Source organism: Catenulispora sp. GAS73 (assembly GCF_041262085.1).
Classification (GTDB): domain Bacteria; phylum Actinomycetota; class Actinomycetes; order Streptomycetales; family Catenulisporaceae; genus Catenulispora.
On the sequence record NZ_JBGCCM010000045.1, the window covers coordinates 1 to 17,679 of the forward strand.

Genomic DNA, 17,679 nt, shown 5'->3' on the forward strand with positions numbered 1-17,679 from the left:
CGGCAGCTCGGCAGCTCGGCAGCTCGGCAGCTCGGCAGCTCGGCAGCTCGGCAGCTCGGCAGCTCGGCAGCTCGGCAGCTCGGCAGCTCGGCAGCTCGGCAGCTCGGCAGCTCGGCAGCTCGGCAGCTCGGCAGCTCGGCAGCTCGGCAGCTCGGCAGCTCGGCAGCTCGGCAGCTCGGCAGCAGCGTGAGCCTGTCAGACCCCTGCGTCAATCAAACTCACCAAGTGATCCCCCGCCAGATCCAGCGCCGCCCGGCACGAAGCGTCGTCGCCCTCGTTCAGCCACAGCAGCGTCATTCCGTCCATGACCGAGATCAGGTAGCGCGCGATGACCGGCGTCGGGGCCTTCCAGGTCACGTCCAGTGACTCGATCAGCGTTGAGGCCGCGGCGATGTAGGCCTCGTACTGCCGCTTCGCGATGGTGGCGAGGCCCGGGTGCCGTAGTGCGTACTGCGTCAGTTCGTAGGTGACGCGGTGCTCCCCCGGGTTGGCGACCACGTGGCTCCAGTAGGTGTCCAGCGCCGAGCGGACCTTGTCCTCGGCGCTGCCGGAGCCGACGAGGACCTCGACGGCGAGGTCGAGGGTGTGGGCGGTGATGGTCTCGATGACGTTCTCCAGCAGTTCCTGCTTGGAGCGGAAGCTGTAGTGGAACGTGGCCAGGGCCATGCCGGCCTCCGCGACGATCGACCGTGTGGTGGCCTTGGCCACGCCGTCGCGCACCATCACCCGGATCGCCGCCTCGACGAGGAGTTCGCGGCGTTCGTCGACGGCTATTCGCGGCATGCGGTGATCCATTCCTCTGTGCTCGGAGCTCCGACCGGCCTCGCCCGGACCGCGAGGCGGTCCGGGCGAGGCCAGGTGGGGTTTTTCAGTGGTGCTGGTCCTGGTGGTTACAGGGCGTAGACCTGGAACTGGTACAGAGAGTAACCCCAACCGGTCCCGCGTTGGACGCCCTGCATCCGTACATAGCGCGCGGTGGTGGCCGGGAACTGGTCGACTTCCTGGCCGCCGTGGCCGCTGGTCGTGGCGTAGACGGTCTGCCAGTGCGTGCCGTCGGAGGAGACCTCGATGTCGTACGCCTTGCCGTACGCGGCCTCCCAGTTGAGCATCACGCGTCCGACCTGGCGGACCGAGCCGAGGTCCACCTGCAGCCACTCGTTGTCATCCCAGTTGCTGGCCCAGCGGTTGGCGCCGTTGCCGGTGATGGCGTTGCTCGCCGGATACCCCCACTGGCTGCTGGACGCTGTCGCAGTGCTCTGCGTCGCCAGGTCGGCGACGTTCGACCCGCGGTGCGCCGGGTACTGCACGACCTGCTGGAAGGTCGGGCGGTTCTGCCAGTTGCTCTGGTTGTCGGTGATGCCGCCCAGCGGGTGCTGCTGGATGGAGTCGGCGCACCACTGGTCGCCGGCGGAGCAGACCGAGTCGGCCGGGTAGACGGAGGTCGCCGGGGTGGCGATCGCCGTGGACAGCGCGGACAGCAGCGCGGTGCGGCACTGCGTCAGGTTGCCGCCGCCGCAGTAGCTCTGCGCCAGCGGGCCCTGGACCGGCTGGCCGAGCAAGCCGCGCAGATCCTTGTCGACGTAGGAGTACCAGCCGGACTGGAACGACGAGCCCTTGTGCGACACGCCGGCCTCGGAGCCGCCGTACGGGGAGTCGTCGACCGAGAGCACGCCGGTCATCGCCGAGTACAGGTCGCCTCCCAGGCCGGGCTGGAACTCGGCCTGCACCAGCAGCGGCCACCAGGCGTCCATGATGCGGATGGCGTCGGAGTCGGCGTAGGTCTTGCTGCCGGCCGAGGTCTCCTTGCGCTTGGCGCCGTCGGCGAGCCAGGTCTTCAGCTCGGCCACGGCACTGGCCTGCGTCGGATCCGTCGGCGTGCCGATGACCTGCAGGATCTCCGGCAGCAGCCTCTCACCGCGCAGGTCGGTGACGGCCGCGTCCTCCATCGCCTGGGCCAGCGAGGCCCGGGTGACCTTGGTGCCGGAGTTAATCAGGCCCTGGATGCGCTCGTCGAGCAGGTTGCTGCGGTAGATGGAACCGTCGCCGAAGCCGGAGGTCGTGTAGTTCAGGGCGATCTTGTTGTTCCACGACTCGTAGTAGTTCTGGTCGACGGAGTTCGGATGCGCCGCGAACGGGGTGTTGGCGACCGTGTTCGTACTCGGATCCCAGTTCAGCCACTGGTGCGCGGCGTCGGCGGCGATCGGCAGGTTCGGGTCGTCGTTGGCCGGCCGCGTCGGGTTCAGGCCCGAGTTGTAGTAGGCCGTGTGCTGGGAGTCGACGTAGAACCAGTTGAACGTGTAGGTGATGTTCGAGGCCGCCTGCTGGAAGCCGGCCGGGCCGGTCACCACGCTCGGGTCGTTGAACATCTGGAAGCCGACGATGGTGTCGACCTCGTGTTGGTACGTGGAGCGCAACGAGGTGTACGCGACGGGTTTACCGCCGACTGTGGCGCGCGCCTGCACGATGCCGAAGTTGGTCCGGAACGCGATGAGTTTGTACGAGCCGGCCGGTGTGCTGTCGGCGATGGTCGGGCTCCAGGAGTCGTCCCGCTCGATCTGCTGCATCGGCGTGCAGACGCCGTTGTACAGGTAGGCGTTGGAGTTCTTGGTCGCCGGCGTGCCGTCGGTGTTGCACAGCGTCACGGCGAAGGTGTCGATGATGTCCTGGCCGGCCGAGGTGGCGCTCCAGGAGTAGTCGGCGCCGCGGCCGAGTTCGACGTAGAAGTTCAGGCCGGCGAAGGCGGCGCCGCGGGCGCTGATGCCAGGGGCCTGAATCTCTTCCAGCATGAGCAGCTGCGGGGCGAAGTATCCGGTCTGCGGGCCGAAGACCGCGACCGGGTTGCCGGTGTCAGTGTACTGACCGGAGACGACCAGGGCGTTGGACATGCCGCGCTTGGTCTGGAACAGACCGGCCGGCAGCACGCCGTTCCCCATCGAGTTCGTCTGCTTGGCCAACGCCGGCTCGGCCTTCAGGTTGGCCTTGGACGTCGCCGACTTCGCCGCGGCCGAGCCGGTGGCGGTCGTCGAGGCGGTCGTGCTGGAGGCGGCCGAACCGGTGGGGTCGAAGACGATCTGCTGCGGTGTCACCGAGCCCGGGTCGGGCATCGCCACGCCGGAGGGGTTCGCCGGGGTGCCGTTGAACGGGAACGACTGGCCGTTGTGCAGCGTCAGGTTCGCCTCGGGGTCGTTCTCCTCGCGGAAGGAGTTCCAGACCGCGTCGCCCTGCGCCACCCCGTACTTGGCCTCGGCGGCTTCCTTGACCAGCGCGGAGGCGACCTGGTCGCCGCCGCCGGCGCCGAACAGCGCGCCGATGACCGTGCCGATCGCCACCAGGTCGGTGGGCTGGAAGTTCTGGATGCCGTCGCCGGTGAGGATGTTGGCGTTGCCGGTGAGGTCGTACTCACCCGGGAAGTCGTCGCCGGCCTTCACGTCGGCGATGTACTGGTTCAGGCCGGACAGGTAGTCGGTCATGTCCTGGTAGGCCTGCGCACCGCGCGGACCGCTGTTCTTCACGCGGTCGACCTGGGCCTGCAGATCGGGCTCGGTGTAGGCGCCGTTGAGGAAGAAGTTCTGCTCCAGCTGCCGGTTGCCGGCCGCGCCGCCGGCGAAGCCGCTCAGCTCACCGCGGCCGACGTGCCGGAAGACGTCCATCATCCACAGCCGGTCCTGGCCCGCGGCGTATCCGGCCCCGTACTCGGCGCCGGAGCGGGTGGTGCCGTAGATGTGCGGGATGTCCTGCTGGTCGCGGGTGATGGTGACGTCACTGCGGCCGCCGGGGCTCAGGGTGCTGCTGACCTGGTTGGCCGGGACGCCGAAGGAGGAGCTGTTGAAGAAGTTGCCCAGCGTGCCGTTGGTCAGGCCGGTGTAGCCGTCCACGAGACTGGCGTACTTGCCGAGCTGGTCGTCGGTGTTCGCCGGACGGTTGCCGGTGGCCTTGAACCACAGGATCTGCGCGGTCGTGGCGCTGCCGTTCTCGCCCGGCGGCAGGATGTCGTTGCACTGGCCGAGACAGTAGTCGGCGGCGCCGGAGGCGGAGACGGCCGCCGCCTTGGCCCTCACGGCTCCCGCGGAAGCCGCCGAAGCAGTCACCGCCGGAACCGCGAGGGCTCCGCCCACTACCAGCGCGGTCACCGCCGCGGCCATCGTTCGGGCACGGATGTGCATGCTCGGTCTCCTTCCGGGATGTGTGGCGCGGCGCACGCTACTACCGAGTAACACGTTGCGGAAGAGTTTCCGAACGATTGACTGGGACAGTTGACCTGGTGCTGTCACCGTCCCAGATCGTCATCGATTCCTGATAAAGAATTGGGTCATGAGAAGTACCTGGTGAACGGCGCCGTATCAGCCCCGACGCCCTTGTTGAAGGGGTTGTCCAGGTTGTAGATCAGAATCAGCATGAACCCGATCAGCGCGGCCAGTCCCATCACCATGCCGATGTGGGTGAAGCGTTGTTCGATGCCGTAGATGAAGGTGAGTGCGACGGTCAGCAGACCGCCGAGGACCAGGCCGACCCAGAGCACTGACGGCATGCGTTTCTCGGTGTCGTCCAGGCGTCCGCGGCGTGCGTCGGCCAGGTTGCTCAGTTGTGTCGTGGCGTCGGAGAGCACGGCCTGGCGAGCCGGGGTCGCGGCGTCGGCGTTCAGGAACGAGGTGCGCAGGTTCGTGAGCAACTGCCAGCCGTCGTCGCCGACCTCCTTGCCGGAGCGCATGGCCGGCCACTCGGTGTGGACGACGTAGTCGGCGTAGGCCGTGGCCGCCGCCTGGATCTTCTGCTGGTCGGCGGGCAGCATCGCGGCGCCGAGCAGGTAGGTCTCGTGCAGGCTGCTCGCCTCGGTCGCCACGTGGCCCTCGGCGCTGTCCTTGTCCTCCCACACCGAGACCAGGGCCAAGGCCAGGATCAGCGCGAACATCACGCCGACCATCATCGTCACGTAGCCCGCGACGTCCTCGCGCTCCTCGTCCTCCTTCCCCGGGAACACCTTGACGCGCACCAAAAGGCCGAGCCCGCCGATGAGGCCGGCCACGGCCACGACGATCAGACCACTGATCACATTGGACATTCGCCGCTCCCGCGGGTCTATTTCCGGCGCGCCGCGAGCACCGCGGCGGCGCCGGCTGCCGGCATCATCATGACGAGGAGGAACAGAGAGGTCTTGACTCCCGGGCGCGGGGGGTGCGCCACAGCGGGCTGGGCCGGGATGGCCGTGTGCGTCGGGGACGGCGCGGGCGGGGTCGGGCGCGGCGGTGGGGGCGAGATGCGGCGCACGGTCGGAGTCGGGGTGGGCTTCGGGGTGGGGGTGGGCGTCGGGGTCGGAGTAGGCGTGGGTGTCGGCGGCGGAGGTGGCGTCGACGGCGGCGGGGGAACCGGAGTCGGCGTCGGAGTCGGTGTCGGGCTCGGCGAAGGCGGCGGAGGTGGTGGCGGCAGCGCGACCACGGTGAAGCCGGACGCCGCGGAAGCCGAAAGCGTGGGCGGCGGGACGGTGCCGCCGTCCGAGCCGGCGGTGGACGTGCGGTCGCTCGCGGAGACTGACAGAGTGCTGCGATGCGAGCCGGGAGCTAGATTCACCACGGCACCGCAGTGCGCGACCGCGCCGGGCGACAGGCCCGACGAGGTTCCGGTGCACGTGATCCCGCCTGCCGGGACGAGTGGATCGGACAGCGAGAAGTCGTAGACCGGCAGGTTGCCGGTGTTGGTGACGGTGTAGGCGAAGGTCGCCCGGCCGCCGGTCGCGGTCGACGCCACCGAGACCGAGTCGGTCGCCGTGATCAGGCCGCCGACGCCCCGGTAGCCGACCGGCGCGGAGACCGACACCGACCGGTCCCAGTCGCCGCCGTCCCAGTCGCCGCCGAGGTCACTGCCACCGAGATCGTGGCCGACACCGGCCCGGTCGCCTTGGTCGAACGGCCAGCGGCGCCCGAAGTGCCCGGTCGCCGTGACCGTTCCGTCGTGCGCCCCGGAGGCGGCACTGACCACCGCGACGCAGACGACGCTGTCGTGCTCTTCCAGTTCCGGGACGTCGGCACCGCCCGAGGGGCAGACGATCGTCTCGCCGAGCGCGGCGGCCAGGTGGACGTCCTGGACGTCCTGGTCGCCGGTGTTGGTCAGCCGGTAGCGGACACGGACCTCGTTCCCGTTTCTGATCAGCGGATCGGGGGACGCGGGGCGCCCGTTCACCGTGACCGATATCTCCAAGCCCAGAGGACGGCAGTCCGCGCCGGAGAACAAGGCCGACACCGGCAGGGTGCCGAGCAGTGCACACAATATCGAGACAGGGCTCACCAAAGGTGTCATCGAGGCGCAACGTAGCAATGCGCCATGACCATGACCAGCGACGGAGCACCTGGCGAAAGTGGCGAAAATCCGCCGTGAAGAAGCATCACCGACATATCCGCGAAAGGCGACGCGGCGTCACTCTTTCGGGAATGCCTTCAGAGCATTATGCCGGTGTCGCAGAGTCCAGATACGCCAGCGCCTCGGCGGGCTCGTCGGAGAAGTGCACGAGATCGGCGAGCGGCAGCGGCAGGAAGCCCTCGTCCTCCATGCGGCGGAACTGCTGCTTGAGACCGTCGTAGAAACCGGCGGTGTTGAGCAGCACGATCGGCTTGTCGGTGCGGCCGTGCTTCTTCAGCTCCAGGATCTCGGTGGCCTCGTCCAGCGTCCCGGTGCCGCCGACCATCACCACGACCGCGTCGGCCTTCTCCAGCAGCAGCTTCTTGCGCTCGGCGAGATCCTCGGCGACCACCATCTCGTCGGCCTCGGCGCGCACCGAGGCCGACAGGAAGCCGACCGACACCCCGACCAGCCGGCCGCCGCTGGCGCGGACGCCGTCGGCGAGGACCTTCATCAGGCCGACGTCCGAGCCGCCCCAGACCAGCGTGTGGCCACCCTTGCCGAGGAGCTCGGCGAAGTCGCGGGCCGGGCCGGTGTAGCGCTCGTCGAGGTCGGCGGCGGAGAGGAAGACACAGATACGCATGAGATCACCGTACCTTCGGCCGATTGGTGCGTGATCAGCGCACGACCGGTGCGCGGCCGGTCACGGGCCGATCGCGGCTGACCGGCGCCGATCACGGCCCGGCGCCGGTCTCGGGTGTCCCGCCGACCCCTTTCGCGTCCAGCAGCCCCAGCCCGGCGGCGATCACACCGGCCTGGAACCGGCTGCGCGCCCCGAAAGTCTCCATCAGCTCGGCGATATGGCCGCGACAGGCCCGTACGGACAGGCCCATCCGCTTGGCGATGACGTCGTCCTTGAGGCCGTTGGCCATCAGCGTCAGGATCGAGGACTTGATCTCGGTGACCGCCATGCGCGCGGCCGAGGGTCCGGTCTGGAAGGGCGTGCCGAGGTTCCAGGACTGCTCGAACGCCGCGCACAGGTAAGCCAGGATCGAGGGTTCGCGCACAACAATCGCGCCGAACTCGTGGTGGACGTGCGGCAGGAAGGCGGTCCGCTGGTCCATGATGATCATCTGGCCCGGGATCTCGGCGACGGTGCGGATCTGGGAACCCTCGGCGAGGACGGCTTCGGCGTAGTCCTGGGTCGGGACGTGGAAGCGCGCAGTGTGCTGATACAGGCTGCGCAGCACGATCCCGCGCCGCAGCAGCGCCAGGTCCCGGGGCAGCGCGTCCTCCAGGGCGCGCGGGGGCCGGCCGCCGCCGGGCTGGCAGGCCATGATCTCGCTCTCGCAGGTCGCGGTCAGGTCGCTGATCAGGGCCCTGACAGCGTGCATGTCGTCGATGACGTCGACGCCGGGCGAGGCGCCCTCACGGACGATTGTGGAGTAGACCGGGGCCAGCGCTGCCAGGCGGGCCCGCAGCCGGTCGGTCCGGCCGCGTTCGGCGAGCAGTTCGCTCTCGGCCTGCCGGTGCGCGCTCTCGCGCGGGCCGACCAGCGCCGCGATGGCCACGTCGGGACTGGCCGCGGCGACCGTGGCGCCGTCCCGGATCAGGACGTGGCGCTCCTCCAGGATCGCGACGGCCCGCCGGCACTCCGCCTCGCCGTGGCCGAGGTCGGCGGCCATGCGCGGCAGGTCCCCGTCGGCCGGCCGTCGCTCGGCGACCACCCAGGCGTAGACCGCCGCCAGGACGTCTTCCCCCGGCCCGGTTCCGGACGGTCCGTCCATGTTCGTCTTCCTTCCAGTTCTTCCCAGCCACATGGTGAACCATCTGGCCTCTGTCACCCCGCACCCTCAAGGAATCACTGTGTCTCGCAGGACCCCGGCCGACCTCTGATCCACCCGGGCGACCGGGTGTGGTGAGGCGGCGGCAGCCGGCCGTCGTCGGGTGGGTGGTGGGACCTCGCCCGGGAAGCCTTCGACGGCACTGAATCATTCTGCTCCACAACCTGTCCCGGACGCGGGAGTCTGGACTCAGACATTGATAAAGAGGACCTCGTGAGAACCATCCGAATCCGGACCCGAACTCCCGAGGCCCGCATTGCGAAGGGACAGCACAGTGTCGAGCCCAGACTCCACTCCCACCCCCGGCGGGCTACTCGTCGGCCGCCGTGGCCTGCTGCGGAACACCGGCCTGGCGGCGCTCGCCGTGGGCAGCGGGATCGGTGCCGCCGGCAGCGCTTCCAGCGCCTCCGCCGTGACTTCGTCCTCTGACAAGACCGCCCGGGCCTCGTCGTCCATATCGTTCACGCCGCTGCGCGCGCCGGCCACGCCGTTGGCGGTGCGCTCGCCGTATCTGAGCACGTGGCTGCCCGGGGACAGCCTGGTCGGGACGTGGCCGACGTTCTGGAACGGCCACGTGACGGCGATCTGCGGCATCGCGCGGATCGACGGTGCCGGCTATCTGTTCGCCGGCGCGCCGGCCTCCAGCGTCGTGCCCAACTCGATGACGCAGACCTCGGTGCAGGTGACGGCGACGCGGTCGATCTTCACGTTCACCGCGGCCGGGGTGAATCTGACCGTGACGTTCTTCTCCCCCGTGGACCCGAACAACCTGCAGCGGCAGTGCGTGCCGCTGAGCTACGTCACGGTGCAGGCGGCGAGCGCCGACGGCCGGGCGCACAGCGTGGACGTCCATCTGGACGTGTCGGCGGAGTGGGCGCACGGCGATGTCACGCAGCAGGTCACGTGGGCGCAGGAGCAGACCGGCGCGGGCAGCGTCATCATAGGCTTCACGCCGCACAGTCCGACGGTGCTCGGCGAGCACGGCGACCAGGCGTCGTGGGGCACGTCGGTGATCGCGGCGTCGAATACCGGTGGTCTGACATGGCAGCTGGGTCAGGACACTGTGGTGCGGACGGCTTCGGCGTCGCACGGCGTACTGGCGGACACCGTCGACCAGAACCAGCCGCGGGCCATCAACGACAACTGGCCGGTGGCGGGGCTGAACCGGGATCTGGGGACGGTGACGTCGGCCAGTCCTTCGGCGCTGTTCGTGGCGGCGATCGGCCATGTGCGCACTCCGGCGGTGTCGTATCTGGGTACTGATCTGGCGCCGTGGTGGACGACGTACTGGAGCAGCCGGGAGGCGATGGTCGACTGGTTCCTGGCGGACTATCCGGCGGCGCTGGCGGCGGCGCAGACGTTGGACGCGCAGATCGAGAACACCGCGTCGGCGGCCGTCGGCGGGGGAACGGTCGGCGCGCAGTACGCGGCGTTGTGCGCGCTGGCGACGCGGCAGGCGTTCGGCGGGACGGAGTTGGCGGACCGCAACGGGACGCCGTGGGCGTTCCTGAAGGAGATCTCGTCGGACGGGAACGTCTCGACGATCGACGTGACGTATCCGGGGTTCCCGGGGTTCCTGTTCCTGTCTCCGTCGTATCTGAAGCTGCTACTGGAGCCGATCCTGGACTACAGCGAGAGCGGCCTGTGGCCGAAGACGTTCGCCGTGCACGACCTGGGCAGCAGCTATCCGAACGCGACCGGTCACAACGACGGCAACGAGGAGGACATGCCGGTCGAGGAGTCCGCCGACATGCTGATCATGACGGCGGCGTTGCTGCAGCGGCTGCCGGCGGCGGACGCGACGGCGTTCGCGCAGCAGCACTACACGATCCTGAAGCAGTGGGCTGATTATCTGGTCAGCAGCGCGCTGGATCCGGCGAACCAGAACCAGACGGACGACTTCACCGGCTGGATCGCGCACAGCGCGAACCTGGCGTTGAAGGGGATCGTCGGGATAGGGGCGATGAGCATCGTCTCCTCGATCGCCGGGTCTTCCCACGCGGCGGATCAGGCCTCGTACTACTCCACGGCGCGCAGCTACATCAGCCAGTGGGTGAGCAAGGGCGAGGATCCGTCGGGTCCGTACATGGACCTGGCCTACGGCTCGGCGACGACGTGGAGCCTGAAGTACAACGGGTTCCCGGACAAGCTGCTCGGCCTGAACCTGGTGCCGACCGGGGTCAAGGTGCAGGAGGCGAACTGGTACCAGTCCCACGCCGGGTCGTACGGCGTGATCCTGGACCCGCGGCACAACTACACCAAGGCGGACTGGGAGCTGTTCACGGCCGCGTTCCTGGCGGACCAGCCGGTGCGGGACACGCTGATAGCCGGGGTGTACGGGTTCGCGAACGGGACCGGGAACCGGGTGCCGTTCTCGGACTGGTACGACGTGAGCTCGGCGGCGCAGCAGGGGTTCCAGAACCGGCCGGTGGTCGGGGCGATGTTCGCGCCGGCGCTGACGGTCACGGCGGACCGGACGCGGTGGTACAAGGTCCAGAACCAGAACTCCGGCAAGGTGCTGGCGGTGACGAACATGTCGTTGGCCGACGTCACGAACGTCACTCAGTACACGGACAACGGGACGCCGGACCACCTGTGGGCCGTCGTGCCGAATCCGGACGGGACGGTGCGGATCGTCAACCGGAACAGCGGCAAGGTGCTGGCGGTGCACAACCAGAGCACGACGGCGGGGGCGTTCGTGCAGCAGTACCAGGACAACGGGACGCCGGACCACCTGTGGCGGATCCTCGACGCCGGCGGCGGGTGGTCGAAGATCCAGAACGTGCACAGCGGGCTGGTCATGGCCGTCTCCGGGGCCTCCACCGCCGACAGCGCGCAGGTGACGCAGTGGACTGACAACGGGACCACGGACCACTTGTGGCGGCTGGTGTAGGCGGTCGGGCCGACGGTCGCGTTCGCCGTCGTATGAGCGTTCGGCATGGGGTTCATGCCGAACGCTCGCTTGTCGCCGGTCCGGCGCGCTCGTAGCGTCGGGACGTGATCGATGAGATGCCTGTGGTGGGAGTTTTCGGGACCGGGATGGGGCCGTGCGCGACGGCCACGGGGCTGCGCCGGATCGGCGCCCTGGCCGAGGAGCTGGGGTACGAGTCGCTCTGGGCGCCGGAGCACATGGTGCTGCCGAGCCCCCGGGAGGCGCCGTCGCCGCTGGACCCGGACTATCCGATCCTCGATCCGCTGATCGCGTTGGCGCTGGTGGCCGGGGTGACGCGAAGGGTGCGGCTGGGGACCGGGGTGGTGATCCTGCCGCAGCACAATCCGGTGCGGCTGGCGAAAGAGGCGGCCTCGCTCGACGCGGTCAGCGGGGGCCGATTCGAGCTCGGGGTCGGCGTGGGATATCTGGAGCCTGAGATGGCGGCGCTAGGAGTGTCGCCGCGCGGACGTGGCGCGCGGGCGGACGAGTTCCTGCAGGCGATCCGGACGCTGCTCTACGACAAGGCGCCGGCGATGGACGGACGGCACGTCTCGTTCGCCGGGATCGACGCCCATCCGCGGCCGGTGCAGGAGCGGATTCCGGCGGTGGTCGGCGGCGAGTCGGAGGCGGCTTTCCGGCGGGCGGCGCGGTTCGGGTCCGGGTGGTACGGGTTCGCGCTGGATCGGGCACGCGTTTCGGAGTGTGTCAGCTCTCTGCGGGCCGCTGCGGAGGCGGCCGGTCGGCAATTCAGTGAGCTGACGATCACCGTGACGCCGACGGAGAAGCTGAGCGCCGATGTGGTCGCCGATTACGCGGAGTTGGGCGTACACCGGCTGGCCGCGATGCAGCCCGATTTTCGGCACCGGCTGGTGACGGCTGAGGAGTTCGAGGAGTTCGTGCGGGCCAACGCGCCACACGAGATCGGGGCTGCTGCTGTGGCATGAGGGGAACCGAGCTCGGCTTCGTCCCGTCGAATCCAGGACGGGTACGAGCGAGAGAGGTGACCAGAATGAAGCGAACCCGGGTGATCATCCTCGGTAGCGGCGCCGCTGTAGTCGTATTGGCCGCCGGCACCGCTGTCGCGGCGACGCAGCTGGGACACCACAGCGCCGGTACGACGTTGCCGGCAGCGAACTGCGGGGCGGCGACAGCGCGATCGGTCGACGCCTCCACCGTCGTCACCATGGCCGAGCCAGGCGCTCTGACCTGCTTCTACAACGCTGCGCGAGCCTGCCACCCCGCGGCGGTCCAGATCGTCGCGCAGGGCGTGGACGCCGGAACCGACTACGTCTTCAAGATCGAAGGCGGCGGCAAGTCCTGCCGCGTGACCGAGTCCAGCCAGACCTACGTCGAGCCGGGACGGCACGGTCCGGTGCGGTCCGTGACGTGCGACCAGACCGGGGTGACCGATGTGGGCGTCACGCTCGCCTGCGACGGCCAGGACGTCCTGGTCCCGTCCGCCGGTGGCGGGCATGAACGGCCGGCCGTCAGCTGAGCGATCCCAGCCCCGCGCTCACCGCGGTGATGATCGCGCCGCCGAGGGCGATCGCGACGAAGGAGCGCAGGAATCCGGTGCCGAAGAAGCGGGAGCGCGCCCAGGCCAGGGTGAGGAGTTCGAAGGCGATGGTCGCCAGGGCGACGATCACGGCCGCGCCGTACTGCGGGACCAGGAACGGCAGGGTGTGCAGGACGCCGCCGAGGAAGGTGCCGGCGCCGGTGATCGCGCCGCGGGCGAACGGGTTGCCGCGGCCGGTGCTCTCGCCGTCGTCGGACAGGCCCTCGGAGAAGGCCATGCTGACGCCGGCGCCGATGGCGGTGGCCAGGCCCGCGAAGAAGGCGTAGATCGGCTGGTGCGTGGCGAAGACGACGGCGAAGACCGGGGCCAGGGTGGACAAGGAGCCGTCGATCAGGCCGGTCATCGCGGGCTGGACCCGTTGCAGCAGGAACGAGTTGTCGAAGCGGCGGCCGGTGGTGGGGTGGAGGATCTCCAGGGTGGACATGGGTTGCTCCTGTCGCTCGTGTCGCGTGCGTCTCGGGTATCTCGTGTCGAGAAACTGAACTCGCGGTTTCGTTATTGGGAGTAACAGCGACGTTGGCGCTGTTGTTCCCTTAACGAAACTGGTAGTACAGTTTTATTGAGACCGACGCTTCGGGAGACTTCGGAGGAATCATGGAAACCACACAGCTGCCCACCGTCCCGCTCGGCGCCACCGGCCTGCCGATCACCCGCGTCGGCTTCGGCGCGTGGGCCATCGGCGGCGGTGACTGGGAGTTCGGCTGGGGGCCGCAGCAGGACCAGGCGTCCGTCGACGCGATCCACCGGGCGCTGGAGCTCGGCGTGAACTGGATCGACACCGCCGCCGCGTACGGCTTCGGGCACTCCGAGAGCGTGGTCGGCCGCGCGTTGCAGGGCCTGGAGCGGCGTCCGTACGTCTTCACCAAGTGCTCGCTGCTGAACGACGGCAGCGGCCACGTCGTGCACAGCCTCAAGCGCGACTCGATCCTGCGCGAGGCCGAGGCCAGCGTGAAGCGGCTCGGGGTCGACGCCATCGACCTGTACCAGATCCACTGGCCGAACCCCGAGGCCGACGTCGAGGAGGGCTGGGCCGCGATGGCCGAGCTGAAGGAGCAGGGCGTGGTCCGGCACATCGGGGTGTCGAACTTCAATGTCGAGCAGATCCGGCGCGCTCAGGCGATCGCGCCGGTGGAGACGCTGCAGCCGCCGTACTCGCTGATCGAGCGCGAGGTGGAGGCGGAGATCCTGCCGGCGGCGCTGAAGGACGACATCGGCGTCATCGTCTACTCCCCCATGGGCTCCGGGATGCTGACCGGCGCGATGACGCGGGAGCGGGTCGAGGCGATGCCGGACAACGACTGGCGCAAGAGCGACGACTGGTTCACCGAGCCGCGGCTGACGCGGAACCTCGCGCTGGCCGACCGGCTGCGGGCGGTCGGGGAGCGGCACGGGATGTCGGCCGGGGCCGTCGCGGTGGCGTGGACGCTGCTGAACCCGGCGGTGAGCGGGGCGATCACCGGGTTCCGGCGCCCGGACCAGGTGGACCCGATCATCGACGCGGTGTGGCTGAAGCTGACCGAGGACGACCTGGCCGAGATCGCTGCCGACGCCGACGCCTGAGGCGCGGGAGATGAGCGGGACTGCGGGTCCGGCGGGCACGGCGGGCACAGCGGCGGCAGGCACGGCGGGCGAGGCTGCTGATTCGACCACTGATTCGACCACTGATTCGGAGGCGGGTCCGGCAGCCGACGCCCCGCAACGAGGACGGCCGCGCAGCCATCGTGCGCATCAGGCGATCCTGGCAGCGGCCTCGGATCTGTTGCTGACCCGCGGCCTGTCGGCGGTGAGCATGGACACCGTCGCCGAGCGCGCCGGGGTCAGCAAGGCCACCATCTACCGGTGGTGGCCGACCAAGGAGAGCCTGGCGCTGGACGCGTTGTTCACCGAGTGGAGCGCGGTGCAGCCGTCGGTCCGGGACACCGGTTCGCTTCGCAGTGATCTGGTTTCGTTGATCCGGCCGTGGGCGCGGCTGATCGCTTCGCGGCCGTACGGCCCGGTGATCGCACAGTTGATCGCGGCGGCGCAGGCGGATCCCGTGTTCGCCGCGGAGTACCGGCAGCGGTTCGTGGAGCCGCGGCGGGAGTTGGCGCGGGCGGCTTTGCAGCGGGCCGTCGAGCGCGGCGAGATTCCGGCGAGCACACGGATGGAGGTCGCGCTGGACCTGATCTACGGGCCGATCTACCACCGGCTGCTGCACGGGCACGGGCCGGTGAACGACCGGTTCGTGAAGGAGGCCATCGACATGGCGCTGGACGGGATCCGGGGCGGCACGGGCCGATAGCCGCGTCGGCGACCGTCGCGGTGACTGCTTCGAACGGCGCCGGTTGGGCGGGCTCCGGCGTGAGAGGGATGGTGTGGGATCCGTATGCTCGGTAGGGAGCAGCGCACAACGTCCTCACCCGTCCTCCACACCCCGGGAGCCGCAGAATGTTCGAACTGGGTACGGACGGCCCACTCGTGATCATGGCGGGCATCGACGGCTCCGACAGTTCGGTCCGCGCCGCCGCGTACGCCGCGGGGCTGGCCCGGCGCCAGAACGCCAAGCTGGCCCTGGTCTACATCCAGCCCTACCCGGCCAGCGTGTCGCCGTCGGCCGCCTCGGAGATGATCGCCGTCGGCCGCACCACCGCCGAGGATCTGCGCCGCCAGATGGAGGAGGCGGCCGAGCGGCTGCCGGAGGGCACCGTCGCGCGCTGGGAGTTCTACACCGGCGAGGGCGATCCGTACCACGGCCTGTGCGACTTCGCAGTCAAGCTCAGGGCCGACGCGGTGGTCATCGGGGCGTCGCAGAAGGCCGGGCACCGGATCGTCGGCTCGGTCGCGATCCGGCTGGTGAAGGCGGGGAAGTGGCCGGTGACGGTGGTGCCGTGAGCGGCGCGGCAGACCGCGCCGTGAGCAGTGCGGCGACCGGCCCCGGCAGACCCCGCGGCCGCACCCGGCTGCCGTAAGCTGGGCCGATGAACAGCGAACCGCCTCCGCCCGAGGGCACCGCCCTCGGACTGATGCGGGCCATGACGCGCCTGCGGGCCCGCCTGCGCTCCGAGGCCCCGATCGTCGAGGACGTACCGGTCACCTGGTCGCACCTGACGGTCCTGCACCGCATCGTCGAACAGGGCCCGGTCACCGCGACGGAGTTGGCGCTGGCCGAGCACGTGCGCCGGCAGTCGATGGCCGAGACCCTGGCCGGCCTGCGCGCCAGCGGCCTCATCAGCGACGGCAAGGACCCCAGCGACGGCCGCAAGGTCCTGGTCAGCGCCACGCCGGAGGCCCGCGCGCTGATCGAGCGCAGCTCGGCGACGCGCGAGGCGTGGCTGTCGAAGGCGATCTCGGCGACGCTGGGCCTGGAGGAACGCAGGGTGCTGGATCAGGCGGCGGCGATCATGGACCGGCTGGCGGACGCGCAGGCGTAGCAGAGTACTGCGGCTAGCGCGTGCGGTCGGCGCGCGCCAGGTGGCGGTCCAGGACGGTCATGACCAGGACGACCGCGGCGATCAGGACCAGGATCCACGCGACGTGGTGCAGGCCCGGGTCGGAGACGCGGGTGTGGAAGGCGACGCCGGTGATGGCGGCTGAGGCGATGGAGCCCAGGTAGCCGAAGGTGCGCAGGAGGCCGGAGGCGGTGCCCACGGTGGCGGCGGGGGCTTCGCGGTAGAGGACGGTCTGGTTGGCGACCGTGCCGGCGCCGGAGGTGAAGCCGAAGACGGCGCTCGCGGCGATGACCGCGGGTATCGGGGTGCCGGTGTTGATGAAGAGCATTGCTATCGCGCCGACGACCAGCAGGACCGCGCTGGCCAGGAGCGGGATGCGAACTTTGGTGCGGCGGGCTGTCATGCGTGCGGTGACGGCCGAGAGGGCGCCCATGGGGAGCAGGGCCAGGCCGGCCTGGTAGGCGGACAGGCCGCGTACCGCTTCCAGCCACTGCGTGAGGCCGTAGAGGATCACGTAGGTGCCGAGGAGTGTCAGGCCGTTGCGTATGTAGGTGCGCGTCAGGGCCCTGTTCGAGGCCAGGAGGCGCACGTCGAGGAACGGTTGGGCGGCGCGCAGTTCCCAGGCGACGAGGAGCACGGCCAGGATCGCGGCGAGGGCGAGCGACGGCCAGTTCAGGCGTGGCAGGGTGTTGAGGAACACGACGAGCGCGGTGAGCGAGCCGCCGAAGCCGAGCATGCCGAACAGGTCGATGCGGGAGGCGAGGGCGCGGGGCGAGTTGGCGGGGCGGGCGGCGCCACCAACACCAGGGGCGGTCTTGGCGTCCGGGGCGATGCCGATCAGCGTCAGCACGAGGGCCACCGCGGCGAACGGGATGTTGATCCAGAACGCGGTGCGCCAGCCGAGCCAGCCGACCAGCAGGCCGCCGATCGCGGGACCGATGGCGACGGTCGCTGCGCCGGCCACCGCCAGGCCGCCGAGCACGCGGTGCGGCGGCGCCTGCAGGCCGGCCTGGTGCGCACGGCGCCGGATGAGCAGCATCGCCGACGGGTAGCCGGCGGAGGTGCCGGCACCGATCAGGACGCGGGCGGCGATCAGCCCCGGCAGCGACGTGGCCACCGACCCGACGACGCCCGCCACCAGCACCAGCCCGATGCCCGCCAGGAAGACCCGGCGCGGCCCGAACTCCTCGGCGAGGCGGCCGGCTGCGGGCTGGGCCAGGGCGCTGGTCAGGTAGAGGCTGGAGATCAGGATCGCCGTGGCGCCGACGGTGATGTGCAGAGCGGCGGCCAGGGCGACGAGGGCCGTGGCGATGATCGAGCTGTTGATCGGGTTGAGCGCCGAGCCGAGGTAGAGGGGCGCGACGAAGCGGGGGCCGTAGGGGTTGGCCGCGATATCGGGCTTGGCCGGGGCGGCCGGGGCGGCGGGCTCGGCCCGGAGTTCGGAGTTGTCCGGGAGGTCGGGCGCGGTGTCGTCCCGGCCTGCGCGGAGGTTGTCGGCAACGGACATGGGTGCTCCCGATGGTCGAAGAAGCGCAGGTTTCCTGACAATAATAGCAGGCTCCCTGCCTA

Annotated in this window: 16 protein-coding genes; 8 read left to right on the forward strand and 8 right to left on the reverse strand. The window is 69.9% G+C overall.

Going from position 1 to position 17,679, the window contains the following annotated elements; all coding sequences use genetic code 11:
- A partial coding sequence (locus ABH935_RS43570; protein WP_370383874.1) for a hypothetical protein occupies positions 1-190 on the forward strand: 190 nt, incomplete at its 5' end.
- Positions 191-195: 5 nt separating this feature from the next.
- Here ABH935_RS43570 and ABH935_RS43575 read toward each other — a convergent pair.
- From ABH935_RS43575 to ABH935_RS43600, 6 genes are all read right to left on the reverse strand, one after another.
- On the reverse strand, positions 196-783 hold the full coding sequence (locus ABH935_RS43575; RefSeq protein WP_370383875.1) for a TetR/AcrR family transcriptional regulator: 588 nt from the start codon (positions 781-783) through the stop codon (positions 196-198).
- 107 nt (positions 784-890) lie between these two features.
- Positions 891-4,163 carry a penicillin acylase family protein gene (locus ABH935_RS43580; RefSeq protein ID WP_370383876.1) on the reverse strand — a complete coding sequence of 1,091 codons (3,273 nt, stop codon included), beginning with the start codon at positions 4,161-4,163 and terminating at the stop codon, positions 891-893.
- Between the two features lie 146 nt (positions 4,164-4,309).
- Positions 4,310-5,059, reverse strand: a complete 750-nt coding sequence (locus ABH935_RS43585) for a DUF4239 domain-containing protein (RefSeq protein WP_370383877.1) — start codon at positions 5,057-5,059, stop codon at positions 4,310-4,312.
- 17 nt (positions 5,060-5,076) lie between these two features.
- A complete protein-coding gene (locus ABH935_RS43590) occupies positions 5,077-6,291 on the reverse strand; it encodes a hypothetical protein (RefSeq protein WP_370383878.1) in 1,215 nt (404 codons plus the stop codon).
- Positions 6,292-6,436: 145 nt separating this feature from the next.
- Positions 6,437-6,973, reverse strand: coding sequence for a TIGR00730 family Rossman fold protein (locus tag ABH935_RS43595; protein WP_370383879.1), 537 nt, complete (start codon positions 6,971-6,973; stop codon positions 6,437-6,439).
- Positions 6,974-7,064: 91 nt separating this feature from the next.
- Positions 7,065-8,117 (reverse strand): LuxR C-terminal-related transcriptional regulator, encoded by a 1,053-nt coding sequence (locus tag ABH935_RS43600; protein WP_370383880.1) that lies wholly within the window; start codon positions 8,115-8,117, stop codon positions 7,065-7,067.
- A 331-nt stretch (positions 8,118-8,448) separates the two neighbouring features.
- On the opposite strand from ABH935_RS43600, the gene ABH935_RS43605 reads away from it, so the two are divergent.
- The 3 genes from ABH935_RS43605 (at position 8,449) to ABH935_RS43615 (ending at position 12,601) form a co-directional block, all read left to right on the forward strand.
- On the forward strand, positions 8,449-11,067 hold the full coding sequence (locus tag ABH935_RS43605; protein WP_370383881.1) for a DUF5127 domain-containing protein: 2,619 nt from the start codon (positions 8,449-8,451) through the stop codon (positions 11,065-11,067).
- A 104-nt stretch (positions 11,068-11,171) separates the two neighbouring features.
- Positions 11,172-12,050, forward strand: a complete 879-nt coding sequence (locus ABH935_RS43610; protein WP_370383882.1) for an LLM class F420-dependent oxidoreductase — start codon at positions 11,172-11,174, stop codon at positions 12,048-12,050.
- 65 nt (positions 12,051-12,115) lie between these two features.
- Positions 12,116-12,601 (forward strand): hypothetical protein, encoded by a 486-nt coding sequence (locus ABH935_RS43615; protein ID WP_370383883.1) that lies wholly within the window; start codon positions 12,116-12,118, stop codon positions 12,599-12,601.
- Here the strand turns inward: ABH935_RS43615 and ABH935_RS43620 are convergent.
- Positions 12,594-13,106, reverse strand: coding sequence for a VIT family protein (locus ABH935_RS43620; protein WP_370383884.1), 513 nt, complete (start codon positions 13,104-13,106; stop codon positions 12,594-12,596). The two genes, ABH935_RS43615 and ABH935_RS43620, sit on opposite strands and share 8 nt — an antisense overlap.
- Before the next feature lie 170 nt (positions 13,107-13,276).
- On the opposite strand from ABH935_RS43620, the gene ABH935_RS43625 reads away from it, so the two are divergent.
- The 4 genes from ABH935_RS43625 to ABH935_RS43640 all read left to right on the forward strand — a co-directional run bounded on the left by ABH935_RS43625 (position 13,277) and on the right by ABH935_RS43640 (position 16,092).
- Positions 13,277-14,242: an aldo/keto reductase gene (locus tag ABH935_RS43625; protein ID WP_370383885.1), complete on the forward strand. Its 966-nt coding sequence runs from the start codon at positions 13,277-13,279 to the stop codon at positions 14,240-14,242.
- A 10-nt stretch (positions 14,243-14,252) separates the two neighbouring features.
- Positions 14,253-14,963, forward strand: a complete 711-nt coding sequence (locus ABH935_RS43630; RefSeq protein WP_370383886.1) for a TetR/AcrR family transcriptional regulator — start codon at positions 14,253-14,255, stop codon at positions 14,961-14,963.
- A gap of 146 nt (positions 14,964-15,109) precedes the next feature.
- A complete protein-coding gene (locus ABH935_RS43635) occupies positions 15,110-15,553 on the forward strand; it encodes a universal stress protein (RefSeq protein WP_370383887.1) in 444 nt (147 codons plus the stop codon).
- 86 nt (positions 15,554-15,639) lie between these two features.
- Positions 15,640-16,092, forward strand: a complete 453-nt coding sequence (locus tag ABH935_RS43640; protein WP_370383888.1) for a MarR family winged helix-turn-helix transcriptional regulator — start codon at positions 15,640-15,642, stop codon at positions 16,090-16,092.
- A gap of 13 nt (positions 16,093-16,105) precedes the next feature.
- Here the strand turns inward: ABH935_RS43640 and ABH935_RS43645 are convergent, their stop codons facing one another.
- Positions 16,106-17,617, reverse strand: coding sequence for an MFS transporter (locus ABH935_RS43645; protein WP_370383889.1), 1,512 nt, complete (start codon positions 17,615-17,617; stop codon positions 16,106-16,108).
- Positions 17,618-17,679: the final 62 nt, after the last annotated feature.